Consider the following 14,844-nt stretch of genomic DNA (forward strand, 5'->3'; position numbering starts at 1 on the left):
GTTTCAAAATCATTATACAGGATAATAAAAAAAAGAATATTAAATTGACAAATTATTGAGCGCTAGTATTTAAGCAAGCCGTAGACATCATAAAATAACCAATAGGAAAAAACTTAAAAAAACTTGGGTGACTACATTTCCTTTCTTTTTAAAATAGGTTTAAAATATAACCGTGAATGAGAAAATGGAGGTTTCGTATGAAAACAAAATTAGGTTTATTATATGGAGGAAAATCAGCTGAACATCAAGTATCCCTGCAAACAGCACTAGCTGTCATTCGGGCGTTAGACCTTGAAAAATTTGATATTCATCCAATTTACATAAATACTGAAGGAAACTGGATTAAGGGGCCGCAATTAACTGGACCAGTAGAAAATGTGAAGGCACTTGAATTTTCAGAGGGGAATCAATTATCTCCTTTATCATTAGCTCCCGCACTTTTCCAAGCTGAAAAGCATGAAACGCTGGATGTGATTTTCCCTCTGTTACACGGACCGAACGGGGAAGACGGAACTGTCCAGGGCTTATTAGAACTGTTAAATCTTCCATACGTAGGCAATGGAGTACTTGCTTCTGCGGCAGGTATGGATAAAGTGATGATGAAAAATGTGTTTGCACAAGCAGATCTTGCCCAAGTGAACTATGTAGCTTTTATTAAAAGTGAGTGGCAGAAAGCGAAAACGGAGGCTTACAGCAAAGTTGAAACAGAGCTTGGTTACCCTTGCTTTGTAAAGCCAGCCAACCTTGGTTCCAGTGTTGGCATCAGCAAATGTACAAATCGTGCTGAATTAGAAGCAGCTTTTGCAGAAGCCTTTCAGTTTGATCGCAAAGTCATTATTGAAGAAGGCGTTGTTGCCCGTGAAATCGAGGTGGCGGTTCTTGGTAATGATGAACCGGAATGTTCAGTGGCCGGTGAAATAGTTCCAAAGAAAGATTTCTATGATTATAAAGCAAAATACGAAAGCGGAGATACCGCACTCATTATCCCTGCTGACATTAATGACGCAGAATATAAGCAACTGAAAGAAATGGCGGTAAAAGCCTTTAAAGCGTTGGATTGTTCTGGTCTGGTCCGAGCAGATTTCTTCTTGACCAAAGATGGGAAGGCATTGATTAATGAAGTCAATACGATGCCAGGCTTCACGCCGTTTAGTATGTTCCCGCTTCTATGGAAACACACAGGAGTCGAGTATCCGCAATTGATTGAGCGACTTGTCAATCTGGCTAAAGAAAGACATGCAGAGAAACAACAGATAAAGTTTACTTTTTAAAAAACAGAGACACGGCTGAAGCTGCCGTGTCCATTTGTATTTAGAAGTGCACTGCAGTAACCGAGGTTTAAAAAAATGCTATGTCAAAGCCTATTGTTGATTTTTGGCACCCTGTTGATNNGACTCCTGCGGGAGGACGAGGAGGCTCCCCGGACCGCCCGCGAACCGCATGCGCCTGGAACGGAAATCAACAGGCAAGTTTACATAGCCAAAGAAATAAAAAGGAGGATATCCATGATAAAACGATCGTTAAAACAGATTGCTGAGATGCTTTCTGCTCAGGATGTTTTGAATACATTTGCTGATACTCTCATCACGGGTGTATCGATTGATTCACGTAAGATTGAAAATGGAAATTTGTTTATACCTTTTAAAGGGGAACGTTCTGACGGCCATAAATATGTAGAGGAGTCTATCCGAAAAGGTGCAGCAGCTGCCCTTTGGCAAAAGGATGTACCAAACCCGCCCTTACATTTACCGATCTTGATCGTGGAAGATTGTCTAGTTGCCCTACAGGAATTAGCAAGAAGCTACCGGAAACAATTAGCGGTTAAAGTAGTCGGCATCACAGGAAGCAATGGGAAAACGACGACCAAGGATATGACAGCTGGTATCCTCTCTACACAATATAAGGTTCAAAAGACTGAAGGTAATTATAACAACCATATTGGCCTGCCGTTAACTGTTTTAGGATTAAACGAGGACACTGAAATTGCCGTTCTCGAAATGGGCATGAGCGGCAGAGGCGAAATTGAGTTCCTGACGAAGCTTGCCTGCCCAGATGCTGTGATCATAACAAATATTGGTGAGTCCCATCTTCTTGACCTTGGTTCAAGAGAAGGAATCGCCGAGGCAAAGCTTGAAATCCTGCAAGGGCTCAAAGATGGGGGACTAGCCGTCCTGCATGGTGATGAGCCGCTGCTTATGGATAGAATGCAACGCCACATCGGAAATGTCCAGGTTGAGACCTTTGGAAGAAATGAAACAAATGATTTATATCCCACTGAAATTACTCAGTTAGACAATGGAAATCGGTTTAGAATTAATGCGTCAGATACTGTTTTTGAACTTCCCGTCCTCGGGACGCATAATATTTTAAATGCCTTAGCATCTATGCTCATTGCGAACTATTTTTCCATTCCCTTTGAAAAAATGAATGAGGGGTTAGCTAGTATTAAGTTGACTAATATGCGGATGGAGTTAGTAGAAGGGAACCAAGGCGAAAAAATCATTAACGACGCATATAATGCCAGCCCGACGTCAATGCTGGCAGCGATCGAGTTAGTATCCAATCTTCAAGGTTATGAAAGAAAAATCCTCGTCCTAGGCGACATGTTAGAGCTTGGTCCACAGGAAGAGCAATACCATCAGCAAATTGGTGAATCCTTAAACGGTGAAAAAGTTGATCTCCTGTTCACCTATGGAAAATTAGGAGGGCATATTGCACAGAAGGCTAGAACGGTTTTAGGATCTGAAAGAGTGTTTGCCTTTACAGAAAAAGAAGCGCTCATTCAAGAATTAAAGCAACATGTAAATCATAAAACGTTAATCCTCGTCAAAGCCTCAAGAGGAATGAAATTAGAAGCAATCGTAACTGCCTTGCAGGTAAATTAAGGAAATTAAAACTAACAAGAACATGAATGATTTCTGGGTGAAAAAAGAAAAATAACAGAGACCCTCCTTGAGAGGAGAAAGTGCCCTTTTATTTTAACCATTAGGCTTTTTGATGAGGTAATAAGATTGGTTTGGATATTCTGCAAACTTATCTTGATTGCAAAATACTAGTAACAGTGGTATGATGTTCATCAACGTGTCTAAAGAACGATGATTAAAGGGCATACTCCTTGAGGGAGCATGTTTTTTTTTGGTAAAATAAAGATGTTACCTATTTACGGCATTTTTGATGCGTGTCAGCTCAAGCGCCAAGGGGACCGAGACGTTCGGTCCTGCCTAAGATGAAGTATAAAAATCCACTTCCATCCTTGTGGATGAAATAAAAACTTATTTCATCCTAGATGAAATTTAAACTTATATCGTCAAGGATTCCATTCTTGATGAATCCAAAACGGACTTCACCTTAAGGCCTCAGCGCTTTTCGCCTCAATAGAGCAGGCGCTACCGCTTTTCTGAGTATCGGCGAAAATATTCAGCTCTCAAAAATATTTTCACATAGATGAAGGAGAATGAAAACATTGACAAAGTTTGAAGAATTAGGCCTATGCCAGGCCACTTTACAAGCTGTCCTTAAAATGGGTTTTGAGGAAGCTACACCAATTCAGTCGGAAACTATTCCGTTGGGGCTAAAAGGAATTGATTTGATCGGGCAAGCTCAAACAGGAACAGGGAAAACAGCTGCATTTGGAATTCCATTGGTTGAAAAAATTGATACTAGTGCGGATGCGATTCAAGGGATTATTATTGCGCCAACTCGTGAACTTGCCATTCAAGTTTCAGAAGAACTGTATAAAATTGGTTCCGGTAAACGAGTGCGTGTATTGCCGATTTATGGCGGTCAAGATATCAGCCGTCAAATTCGCTCATTAAAAAAGGCTCCACATATCATTGTTGGTACTCCAGGTCGTGTATTGGATCATATCAACAGAAAAACGATGCGTCTTGATACAGTTAACACTGTCATCCTTGATGAAGCGGATGAAATGTTAAATATGGGATTCATTGAAGATATTGAATCTATCCTTGCTTCAACACCGGATGAACGCCAAACATTACTTTTCTCAGCGACAATGCCTGGGCCAATTCAAAGAATGGCTGAAAAGTTCATGAAAGACCCGCAAATCGTTCGCGTGAAAACGAAAGAAATGACGGTTCCTTTAATTGAGCAATATTACCTTGAAGTTCAGGAACGAAATAAATTTGATGTGTTAACAAGACTTTTAGATATTCAATCACCAGAACTTGCAATTGTGTTTGGCCGTACGAAGCGCCGTGTAGATGAATTATCTGAGGCACTAACTTTAAGAGGGTATACAGCAGAAGGTATTCATGGTGATTTGAGCCAGGCAAAACGGATTTCTGTCCTGCGCAAATTTAAAGAAGGAACGATTGATGTCCTAGTTGCAACAGACGTAGCAGCAAGGGGTCTCGATATTTCAGGCGTTACCCATGTATATAACTTCGATATCCCACAAGATCCAGAGAGCTATGTTCACCGTATTGGCCGTACTGGCCGTGCTGGTAAAACTGGAATGGCGATGACGTTCATTACACCGCGTGAAAAATCTTATCTAGCGGTTGTGGAAAAAACCACAAAACGCAAAATGGATAAAATGAAGGCTCCGACGCTTGATGAAGCATTAGAAGGCCAACAAAAAGCGGTTGTAGAAAAAATCGTTCAAACGATTGAATCAAACAATTTACATTATTATAAAGCAGCAGCGCAAGAATTGTTGGAAGAAAATGATGCATCAACTGTAATTGCCGCTGTATTGAAAATGTTAACGAAAGAACCGGATACAACACCAATTAAGTTAACAGAAGAACAGCTTCCACAAAGAAGAGAAAGAAAGCCGTATGACCGTGACCGTAGAAGAAGAGATGATTCTAGAGGTTCTTACAATGGAGACCGAAACAGGAAAAAGGCTCCAGCCAAGCCTCGCAGCGGTGAAAAAAGAACGGGCGGCGGTAAATCAACTTCAAAGCCTAGAACATTTAATCATTAAACGAAAAGCTGAAGCGCCTAGGCGCTTCAGCTCGACGAATAAATAAACAAGAGCATGGACGATTTTGTTCATGCTTTTTTCTATGCCTAAAAGGGAATAGTAAACATAAACACAATCCGCTGGAGTGATGATGATGACAATGGTACGGCTTGGATATGTCGCAATGAGTGTCGAACTTCAGAATGCTTCCCCCTCGCAAACAATGACATTTGCCCAATTTGAAAAAATAAAAGACCGGGACGCAGCGATTCGGAAATTAGAGAGAATTGCGATTTCGAACTTAGAAAATTGCCTCCGTCTTTTAAAACATAATGCAGGCAATCAAATTCATTTTTTCAGGCTAAGTTCTCGCCTGATTCCACTCGCCAATCATGAGGAATTACTCGATTGGGACTACATCACCCCGTTAAATGATACCCTCAAGAAACTGGCAAATTATCTAAAGGAACATCCGTCACGGATTGACTTTCATCCTGATCATTTCGTGGTGCTGAATACTCCAGATAAAGAGATTTTAAAAAATTCCTTGAGAGCCCTCACCATGCATAAAGCTTTGCTAAAAGGATTGGAAATAGATCCCGAACACAGATGTGTACTTCATGTTGGCGGTGGGTATAACAATAAGGAGAAAGCGCTCGAGTTGTTTATTCATAATTGGGCTTATATTTCCCCATCGATCCAACAAATGATTATGCTTGAAAATGATGATACGACGTTTACAGTGAAGGACACACTTTATCTTTGTGAAAAGTTAGGGGTACCGATGGTATTTGATTATCACCACCACCTCGCTAACCATGAAGATGAAGAATGGGTGACGGACTGGGAGCGGATTGTTGCGTCATGGGCACAGTCGCCGCTGCCAATAAAGATGCATATATCGAGTCCGCGCTCCGAAAAAGATTTTCGAGCACATGCGGACACGATTGATCCGCACATGTTTCTCACGTTTTTACAGCAAATTAAAGGGACGGTTCCTGAGATTCACTGTATGATTGAAGCGAAGCGAAAAGATGCGGCACTTTTCCAACTAGTAAAGGATTTGCAAGATAGTGAAGGCGTAACGTGGATCGACCAGTCGAGTTTTACTATCGAATAAGGGGGAGAAGCTGGGCAAAGAAAATAGGGATAGCAGTGAAGGATGATTCGACTGCAAATCCCTGTTATTTTTGTGCGAGTAATCCGATAATTGCAATCATGATAACCGCGGCCCAAATGAGAACTTTCCAAGGAGATTGATAAGAGATACTTTTTTTCTTATTGCTTGCCCAGTTTGCGGTACCTCGAATTGAATCTGTTAATTCCTTTTTATTAAAATAAGGAATCGCCCCTAGTAAAAAGCCGCCAAGTAATCCAAAAAGATGAGCGGTAATATTAATATTCGGCTGTAAAAATGTCATAATTAAACTAACCACAGAGAGAGTCAGGATAATTTGCGCATTTTGCTTAGAAAGCATATGTTTCCGAAAGACAATAATCGCTAAATAATAGCCAAACAATCCAAATATTGCCCCGCTTGAACCAACATGGGTATATGTAAGTGGTTCGAGCAGCAGTGTGGCAACATTCGCGATGATTCCTGTGAGCAGATATATGGATAAAAATCGCCCACTGCCAAGCATGCGCTCGAGGGCTGGTCCGAATAAAACCAGTGAAAAGCTATTAAACAGCGTATGTGAGAACCCGCTATGCATAAAGGTCGGTGTAATTAAGCGCCAATACTCCCCTTCCGTTATGTAAAGATTTACTCCGGAAAGGTTTTCAAAGAACCAGGCGTTTGGGAAGACTGGTAAACTAGTTAATAAATATAATCCTAAATGAATGGTAATGATAATAGAAACGATCGGATAAAGGCGGATAAAATCGCGAAAGCTTTCCGTTCGTGTAAACATTACTTGCACCTCCTGTGTCACATAATATATAAGTTTAGACATGAACTTAGACTACTGTCTAGCTCCATCGCCCAGCGGCTAGTGTACTTCGCCCTTTTCCCTACGATAAGTCAACATCGGATCGCTAACGCTCTCCGTGTTTCCTTTATCTCGGTCAAAGTGCTCCAGTCCATACGCCGCTAACCGGGCGATTCCGCTTTTCTTATCTTGTACACTATTATGCTAATCATATAACAATTAGAAGGAAGATGGAGAATGATTAAAGGGATTGGAATCGATATTATTGAACTTTCAAGGATCCAGGACATCCTACTTCGCCAAAAGAAGTTTGTTGACCGCGTATTAACTCCAACTGAACGGAAGAAATTTGAAGAGTTACCGGCAGCAAGAAAGGTAGAATTTTTTGCAGGGCGTTTTGCGGCAAAAGAAGCGTATTCAAAAGCGAATGGCACGGGAATTGGTGCTGAGCTATCATTTTTAGATATAGAAATCGGCAATGATAGCTCTGGAAAACCATTTATTGCAAAGCCTGAGACACGGGCCCATTTATCCATATCACATAGCAGAGACTACGCCGTCGCGCAAGTCATGATTGAAGAAGATTAATTTTTATTTAAAAAAATAGCTTGGCAACTTCTTTATCATATTCCTAAAGGTTGTCTCATATATTCATAGGGAAACAGGAGAGACAAGGTCAGCCATGGTCATTTTGGATAGCAAACTCCATTGCCTGACCCCTGCCTTTCTCTTCTCTAGAATCATATGAAATGAGACAAGAAGGGGTTGAAGGAATGAGGAAAAAGTTGTTGCTGCTAATCACAGGGCTAATGGTCATTTTTGTTCTAGCTGCCTGTGGCTCTAAATCACAAGGTGATGTGGTTAAAGAGTTAACAGGAAAACTAGATGACCTAAGCGGCTATAAGGTGAATGCAAAAATGACGTTGAAAATGGGTTCGGATTCACAAGTGTATAACGTGGAAATCTGGCACAAAGATCCTACCTTTTATCGTGTGAATTTGAAAAATGCTCAAAAAGACCAAAGTCAGATGATTTTAAGGAATAACCAAGGGGTATTTGTTCTGACACCGGCTCTAAATAAGAGCTTCCGTTTCCAAAGCGATTGGCCGCAAAACAGCAGCCAGGCCTACTTGTATGAGTCGCTGATTAAGGACATTGTGGCGGATAAAAGTGCGAAATTCTCCACTACAAAGGATTATTATGTATTTGAAACCAAAACCCGTTATCAAAACAATTCAATGCTGCCATTCCAAGAAATCAAATTGAATAAAGGTGATTTATCACCAGCTGTGGTAAAAGTAATGGATCCAGATCGAAATGCCCTCGTAACAGTCGAGTTCTCGAAGGTTAAATTTAATGCCAGCTTTGACAAGGACGATTTCGATATGAAGAAAAACATGACACGAGCTCAACTCAACCTGCCGGCAATGGCGGATGGCGGCGATGATGCCTTTACGGTTATGTATCCAACTGCAGAACTGAAAGGAACCAAACTAATCGAGGAAAAAGAAGTGGCATTGGAGGATGGGAAAAGGGTTGTTCTCACTTACGATGGTAAAAAATCCTTTACACTTGTCCAAGAAAAAGTAACTGTGAAAACGGCATCTACCAATCCAACCTATGTTGAAGGGGATATTGTCGACTTAGGGGCAACGATTGGGGCAGTTTCCGATCACTCGATTTCTTGGTCGCATAATGGTGTCGATTATATGATTGCATCCAAGAACTTAACGAAAAAAGAACTAATTGAGGTGGCAGCATCTGTCCAAGGGGAAGCGGTAAAATAAATCAGTCAAGGAGCAGGCTTATATAGGGCTTGCTCTTTTTTTTGATATAAAAAGGTAACAGTAGTATGATATTTTTTGTGATAAAATGGAACGATATATAATTAAAGCTATTGGGAAGTGGAAACATGGAAGAGGAAGGTTTTTTCTATCGTGATACATGGGCAGAAGTGGATTTAGATTGTATTCATGCTAATCTAACTTCAATAAAGAAGCATTTGCCTCAAGCAGTGACAATGATTGCAGTTGTCAAAGCGAATGCGTATGGCCATGGAGATGTTCAAGTGGCAGAAACCGCACTTGAAGCAGGGGCAGACTATCTTGCTGTTGCGTTTATGGATGAGGCTATTGCCTTAAGGAATAAGGGGATTACTGCTCCCATCCTGGTTTTGGGTGCGACACGGCCTGAAGATATCCAAGTAGCTGCAAAATTTGCTATCACTCTGACCGTTTTCCAACCAGAATGGCTGGAAGAGGCATTAAAACATGTAACAACCGATGATAGGATTTCAGTTCATATCAAAGTAGATACTGGAATGGGAAGGATCGGCGTTCGAAGTGTATCTGAATTAACGGTGGTCGAGCAAATAATCTCTGAAAATGATCAATTTATTCTAGAAGGGATCTTTACGCACTTTGCAACGGCGGATGCATTAGACGAAACCTATATGTATCAGCAACTAGCTTTATTTGAAAACATGGTTTCGGCGTTAAAACAAAAACCAAAGTATATTCATTCCAGCAATAGTGCGGCAGCTTTGCGCTATCCAAAGACTTATTTTAATGCAGTCCGGATTGGGATTGCGATGTATGGACTAACACCTTCACTTGAGATGGAAAATGAAATTCCTTTTCAGCTAAAGGAGGCATTTTCACTCCAATCACGACTGGTCCACGTCAAAAAGATGCCCAAGGGTGAAAAAGTGAGTTACGGGGCAACCTATGAAACTGGTGAAGAAGAGTGGATTGGGACGATTCCAATTGGTTATGCGGACGGTTGGATTCGCAAGTTGCAAGGACAAGAAGTGCTTGTGGAAGGTATTAGATCGCCAATTGTCGGTAGAATTTGTATGGACCAATGTATGATCCGGCTACCGCATTATGTTCCGATTGGGACAACCGTCACCTTAATTGGCACGCAGGAGAATCAGTTTATTTCAATAAATGAGATTGCCAAAAATCTCGACACGATTAATTATGAAGTCCCTTGTATCATCTCCTATCGGGTCCCCCGTCTGTATAAAAAGGATGGAAAAATTGTCGATTTAAAAAATTATCTTCTTCAAGATTAATGGGCTAAATCATGTTTTTTCATCATATTTATGATATTGCGTTGATTTGTGCATAAAAGGGTGTTTTATTGGCTTATAATACAGTAGTATTATAATTAGTCTATGCAATAGGTTCGATTAGTGTTATTATTAAATATGGTACAGATAATAAATGAAACTCACTGTATGAAACAGGCCAAAGGGCGATTCATGAAGTGGAGTGGCGTTTATTCATCAGAAGGAATTCTGGTTAGATAAAAATGGTGTGTAGTGATGGTGGAGGTGTATGTTTGTGTCTGAATCCGGCGCAACTACGGAAATCTTAGTGAAGTTACCGCAACATCTTTTAACTGAATTAGATGGTTTTGTAAAACAAGAAAATGTAAACCGCAGCGAGTTTATCTACCAGGCAACAAAAATGTATTTACGCGAGCGTAAAAAGAGACAAATTCGCGAGTCGATGAGACGTGGATACATGGAAATGGCAAAGATAAATCTAGGGATTGCATCAGAAGCATTTTTAGCAGAATATGAGGCAGAACACACAGTTGAACGTCTTGTAAGCGGAGGATAATCCTTTGATAGTCAAACGTGGTGACGTTTATTTCGCGGACCTATCCCCAGTTGTTGGTTCTGAACAAGGCGGCGTCCGACCTGTACTTGTCATCCAAAACGACATCGGGAATCGGTTTAGTCCCACAGTGATTGTTGCAGCGATTACAGCTCAAATTCAAAAAGCCAAGCTTCCTACTCATGTAGAAATTGATGCGAAGCGCTACGGATTTGAACGAGATTCGGTCATTCTGTTAGAGCAAATTCGTACAATTGATAAGCAGCGGTTAACCGATAAAATCACCCATCTCGATGACGAAATGATGGAGAAAGTGGATGAAGCCTTGCAGATAAGCCTGGGTCTCATCGAATTTTAACGCAAAGCACGCTCTTTTTAGGAAGAGCGTTTTTTCATACATATCCTGACCTCATTCTCAAAATTGCTTAGGCAAGCCAATGTGCTTGCCTATTTTTTTTTGGAATGGTCATGATAAAGTTGTTGATTTTGTACACATGTTGATCGAAGCAAAGGCATAAAACTCCTGCGAGAGAAACAGGTGGTTGGGAGACCCTGCAGGCGTAGTGCGCCGAGGAGGCTCCCGGACTGCCTGCGGAATGCGAGTGCTTGGAGAGGAAATCAAACAGTGCCTTTTTAAAGTAATAAGGGGACCTCTGTTTAATGAAACTCACTACTTATTCTGCTACAATAGAATGAAATGGAATGGAGGCTTGCTTTGTGAATGATACAATCGTAAAAGACGATCAGTTGTTAAAGAAAATTGCTGCTGAATTAGCAATCTCTTTCAAACAAGTAAAAAGTGTTATTTCATTACTAGATGAAGGCAATACAGTTCCTTTTATTGCTCGTTATCGTAAAGAAATGACAGGCGCACTTGATGAAGTCCAAATCAGAAATATATTAGAACGCTGGCAGTATATCCAAAACCTCGAGCAAAGAAAAGAAGAGGTTATCCGCATAATAGCTGAACAAGGAAAATTAACGGATGAACTAAACGCCGCAATTACCAAGGCAGAGAAACTTCAAGAGGTTGAAGATTTATATAGACCTTATAAACAAAAAAGACGGACTAAAGCAACCGTCGCGAAGGAAAAAGGGCTGGAACCATTGGCTGAATGGCTGCTGACTTTTTCGAAAGAAAGTATTGAGGAAAAAGCAAAGCAATTTTTATCGGAGGAAAAAGAAGTCCTCACGGTTGAGGACGCACTTTCAGGTGCGAAAGATATCATTGCCGAGCGGGTTTCCGATGATGCTGAAAGCCGTAAATGGATTCGGAGAGAAACCTTTAAATCCGGAGCAGTAGTATCTGTCGTCAAAGAAGCGGAAAAAGACGAGAAAAATATTTATGAAATGTACTATGAATATGATGAACCTGTAAATAAAATTGTTCCACATCGTATTCTTGCATTAAACCGCGGGGAAAAAGAAGATATCCTACGAGTGTCAATTAAAATGAATGTGGATTTAATTATTGCGTATCTAACGAAAAAATGGGTTCGTGTTACACATTCACCGGCAGCCCCAATCGTGTTAGAGGCGTTAGAAGATAGCTACAAACGATTGATTCAACCTTCTATTGAGCGGGAACTCCGCAGTGAATTAACGGAAAAAGGCGAAGAGCAAGCCATACATATATTCTCTGAAAATCTTCGGAACTTACTATTGCAGCCGCCGTTAAAAGGAAAGATTGTTATCGGGGTAGACCCTGCTTACCGGACAGGCTGTAAACTGGCGGTAGTTGATGAAACAGGCAAGGTACTGAAAATTGATGTCATTTATCCGCATCCTCCTGTTTCAAAAACGAAGGAAGCCCGCGAAAAGTTTATTAACATTCTTCGCGAATATAAAGTGGAGATGGCAGCCATTGGAAACGGGACTGCTTCAAGGGAAACAGAACAGTTTGTTGCCGATATTTTAAAGGAAATGGATGAGGAAATTTTCTATTTAATCGTTAATGAAGCAGGGGCCAGTGTTTATTCGGCATCTGAACTGGCGAGAGAAGAGTTTCCGAATTTGCAGGTAGAAGAGAGAAGTGCGGCTTCCATTGCCCGTCGATTGCAGGACCCATTAGCAGAATTGGTGAAGATTGACCCGAAATCGGTTGGTGTCGGTCAATACCAGCATGATGTTTCCCAGAAACGACTGTCAGAATCATTGCACTTTGTTGTCGAAACGGCAGTTAACAAAGTTGGTGTGAATGTCAATACCGCCTCTCCATCGCTTTTGCAGTATGTAGCAGGACTTAACAAAACCGCAGCAAACAATATTGTGAAAAAGCGTGAAGAGGAAGGGAAATTTACAAGCAGGGTACAACTAAAGAAGGTTCCTCGTTTAGGGGCAAAAACGTATGAGCAGGCGATAGGCTTCTTACGCGTACTGGATGGAAAGCAGCCGCTCGACAGGACAGGGATCCATCCCGAAAACTACAATGAAGTGAAGAAATTATTAGCAAGTCTCGGCTTTACAACCGATGACCTTGGTACAGAAGAGCTTAAAACAGCCCTTCATGGTCTCGATTTAAAATTAGTTTCCGAAGAACTAGCTATAGGGGAACTAACCCTAAAGGACATTATTGATGCATTAGTTAGACCAGAACGTGACCCGCGCGATGATTTACCTCGCCCTCTTTTGAAAAAAGATGTATTAAAACTAGAGGACCTAAAAGCGGGGATGGAGCTGCAAGGTACGGTTCGAAACGTAGTTGACTTCGGTGCATTTGTTGATATTGGCGTCAAGCAGGACGGGCTTGTGCATATTTCAAAACTCAGCAATCGATTTGTAAAGCATCCATTAGACATTGTATCTGTAGGAGATGTCGTTACCGTATGGGTAGACTCGGTTGATATGAAAAAAGGGCGCGTTGCTTTAACTATGCTGGCGCCTTCGAACTAAAGCTGAGGAACGGGCTCTGTTTCTTGGGGGATAATCATTACTATTAGAGGACCATTTCGCCCGGCGATCTGGTCTTTGATTTAAATCTTTTCGGTTGTTTTGGGGAGTTATTAACGACCGATCTTCTAATGAATCCCCCTCCAAGGTTGTTTATATTCAATGAAACAAAAAAGTGCAAAACCTATCAGGATTTGCACTTTAAATATTTCTCCCCGATAACGAAACCGTTATCCTAGGAACAGTGTTTTTTTCTGTAAAAGAACCAGCACTGGTTTAACATCTTGATCTGATAGCGATCCTTCTCATAGAAAGCTCTTTTCATTTGGTTTTGCAACCAAGTCGGCATAATAAAACCTCCCGAAAAGTTCATCATTATTATGGGTATATACAATATATGCTATAATAGGTTGTCATGTTCGCATAGAAAGAGAGGGACCCAAAATGGAACAACAAGAACTTCAATTATTAGTTGAAAAGATATCTGTTGAGTCATTTGGGAAGCCGTTTTTGCACCAAGCATCGTTTAATCCAAGACTAAGATCAACAGGCGGCAGATACCTTCTTGGCACACATAATATTGAAATCAATAGAAAATATTATGACCAGCTTGGTGAAAAAGAACTAGTTGGGATTATTAAACATGAACTATGCCACTATCACCTTCACCTTGAGGGGAAGGGATATCAGCATAGGGACCGAGAGTTTAAGCAACTATTAAAAAAAGTAGGAGCACCACGATTTTGTGCGCCATTGCCAGATAAAAAAGTAAAACGTACATCCAAAAGAATCCTGCTATATCAGTGCGCGAAGTGTCAACTATCTTATAGAAGAAAAAGAAGTATTGATACTAGTAGATATGTGTGTGGGAAATGCAGAGGAAAATTGACAAAAATAAAAGAAATAATCCTTGAGTAAGGTAAGAATTTGGAAAAAATCTTTTATCTGAAACTATATTGACTTTCTATTGTATCGTAATTATAATGTAAAGAGTCGATAAGGTGATTGCTTTATTGATTCTTAAATATCTTTGATTGTTCCGCAGTAGCTCAGTGGTAGAGCTATCGGCTGTTAACCGATCGGTCGTAGGTTCGAGTCCTACCTGCGGAGCCATATGGGGAAGTACTCAAGAGGCTGAAGAGGCGCCCCTGCTAAGGGTGTAGGTCGGGTAACCGGCGCGAGGGTTCAAATCCCTCCTTCTCCGCCATATAAACTTAAGGCCCCTTGGTCAAGTGGTTAAGACACCTCCCTTTCACGGAGGTAACACGGGTTCGAATCCCGTAGGGGTCATTGGAACGGGAAGTGACCTTGATTCATTTCCTGTTTCTTATTCATTACAAAAAAACATCATTGGGCTATAGCCAAGCGGTAAGGCATCGCACTTTGACTGCGACATGCGTTGGTTCAAATCCAGCTAGCCCAGCCATTTTTTTAATCAGTAAATATTCATGCGGGTGTGGCGGAATTG

The 14,844-nt window shown here is 41.0% G+C and carries 13 protein-coding genes and 4 tRNA genes; 15 read left to right on the forward strand and 2 right to left on the reverse strand.

Annotated elements, in window-relative coordinates:
• Positions 1 to 197 precede the first annotated feature (197 nt).
• The 4 genes from V7137_RS11350 to uvsE all read left to right on the forward strand — a co-directional run bounded on the left by V7137_RS11350 (position 198) and on the right by uvsE (position 6,050).
• Complete coding sequence (locus V7137_RS11350) at positions 198 to 1,271, forward strand: D-alanine--D-alanine ligase (protein WP_335698193.1); 1,074 nt, start codon at positions 198 to 200, stop codon at positions 1,269 to 1,271.
• 234 nt (positions 1,272 to 1,505) lie between these two features.
• Complete coding sequence (locus V7137_RS11355) at positions 1,506 to 2,885, forward strand: UDP-N-acetylmuramoyl-tripeptide--D-alanyl-D-alanine ligase (RefSeq protein ID WP_335698194.1); 1,380 nt, start codon at positions 1,506 to 1,508, stop codon at positions 2,883 to 2,885.
• A 578-nt stretch (positions 2,886 to 3,463) separates the two neighbouring features.
• On the forward strand, positions 3,464 to 4,951 hold the full coding sequence (locus V7137_RS11360; protein WP_335698195.1) for a DEAD/DEAH box helicase: 1,488 nt from the start codon (positions 3,464 to 3,466) through the stop codon (positions 4,949 to 4,951).
• A 133-nt stretch (positions 4,952 to 5,084) separates the two neighbouring features.
• Positions 5,085 to 6,050, forward strand: coding sequence for a UV DNA damage repair endonuclease UvsE (uvsE, locus tag V7137_RS11365; protein ID WP_335698196.1), 966 nt, complete (start codon positions 5,085 to 5,087; stop codon positions 6,048 to 6,050).
• 64 nt (positions 6,051 to 6,114) lie between these two features.
• On the opposite strand, the gene V7137_RS11370 is transcribed toward uvsE, so the two are convergent.
• The gene (locus tag V7137_RS11370; protein ID WP_335698197.1) at positions 6,115 to 6,843 is read right to left on the reverse strand and encodes a rhomboid family intramembrane serine protease; all 729 of its coding nucleotides are present in this window, start codon (positions 6,841 to 6,843) and stop codon (positions 6,115 to 6,117) included.
• Positions 6,844 to 7,098: 255 nt separating this feature from the next.
• Between V7137_RS11370 and acpS the strand changes: the two genes are divergently transcribed.
• The 6 genes from acpS to V7137_RS11400 all read left to right on the forward strand — a co-directional run bounded on the left by acpS (position 7,099) and on the right by V7137_RS11400 (position 13,379).
• On the forward strand, positions 7,099 to 7,449 hold the full coding sequence (acpS, locus tag V7137_RS11375) for a holo-ACP synthase (protein WP_335698198.1): 351 nt from the start codon (positions 7,099 to 7,101) through the stop codon (positions 7,447 to 7,449).
• Between the two features lie 185 nt (positions 7,450 to 7,634).
• On the forward strand, positions 7,635 to 8,648 hold the full coding sequence (locus V7137_RS11380) for a LolA family protein (RefSeq protein WP_335698199.1): 1,014 nt from the start codon (positions 7,635 to 7,637) through the stop codon (positions 8,646 to 8,648).
• 125 nt (positions 8,649 to 8,773) lie between these two features.
• Positions 8,774 to 9,937, forward strand: coding sequence for an alanine racemase (alr, locus tag V7137_RS11385; protein ID WP_335698200.1), 1,164 nt, complete (start codon positions 8,774 to 8,776; stop codon positions 9,935 to 9,937).
• 271 nt (positions 9,938 to 10,208) lie between these two features.
• Positions 10,209 to 10,490, forward strand: a complete 282-nt coding sequence (locus V7137_RS11390; protein WP_007083557.1) for a CopG family ribbon-helix-helix protein — start codon at positions 10,209 to 10,211, stop codon at positions 10,488 to 10,490.
• 4 nt (positions 10,491 to 10,494) lie between these two features.
• Complete coding sequence (gene ndoA, locus V7137_RS11395; protein WP_009795787.1) at positions 10,495 to 10,845, forward strand: type II toxin-antitoxin system endoribonuclease NdoA; 351 nt, start codon at positions 10,495 to 10,497, stop codon at positions 10,843 to 10,845.
• 359 nt (positions 10,846 to 11,204) lie between these two features.
• Complete coding sequence (locus V7137_RS11400; RefSeq protein WP_335698201.1) at positions 11,205 to 13,379, forward strand: Tex family protein; 2,175 nt, start codon at positions 11,205 to 11,207, stop codon at positions 13,377 to 13,379.
• Positions 13,380 to 13,611: 232 nt separating this feature from the next.
• Here V7137_RS11400 and cmpA read toward each other — a convergent pair whose 3' ends face one another.
• Positions 13,612 to 13,725, reverse strand: a complete 114-nt coding sequence (cmpA, locus tag V7137_RS11405) for a cortex morphogenetic protein CmpA (RefSeq protein ID WP_144555672.1) — start codon at positions 13,723 to 13,725, stop codon at positions 13,612 to 13,614.
• A gap of 95 nt (positions 13,726 to 13,820) precedes the next feature.
• Between cmpA and V7137_RS11410 the strand changes: the two genes are divergently transcribed.
• From V7137_RS11410 to V7137_RS11430, 5 genes are all read left to right on the forward strand, one after another.
• The gene (locus V7137_RS11410) at positions 13,821 to 14,294 is read left to right on the forward strand and encodes a SprT family protein (protein WP_335698202.1); all 474 of its coding nucleotides are present in this window, start codon (positions 13,821 to 13,823) and stop codon (positions 14,292 to 14,294) included.
• Positions 14,295 to 14,414: 120 nt separating this feature from the next.
• Positions 14,415 to 14,489 (forward strand) — tRNA-Asn (locus tag V7137_RS11415).
• A 3-nt stretch (positions 14,490 to 14,492) separates the two neighbouring features.
• A tRNA-Ser gene (locus tag V7137_RS11420) sits at positions 14,493 to 14,583 on the forward strand.
• Between the two features lie 11 nt (positions 14,584 to 14,594).
• Positions 14,595 to 14,666 (forward strand) — tRNA-Glu (locus V7137_RS11425).
• A 61-nt stretch (positions 14,667 to 14,727) separates the two neighbouring features.
• Positions 14,728 to 14,802, forward strand: a tRNA-Gln gene (locus V7137_RS11430).
• Positions 14,803 to 14,844: the final 42 nt, after the last annotated feature.

Origin of the sequence: Neobacillus drentensis, from assembly GCF_036962765.1 — a bacterium.
Taxonomy (GTDB): Bacteria; Bacillota; Bacilli; order Bacillales; family Cytobacillaceae; genus Neobacillus; species Neobacillus drentensis_C.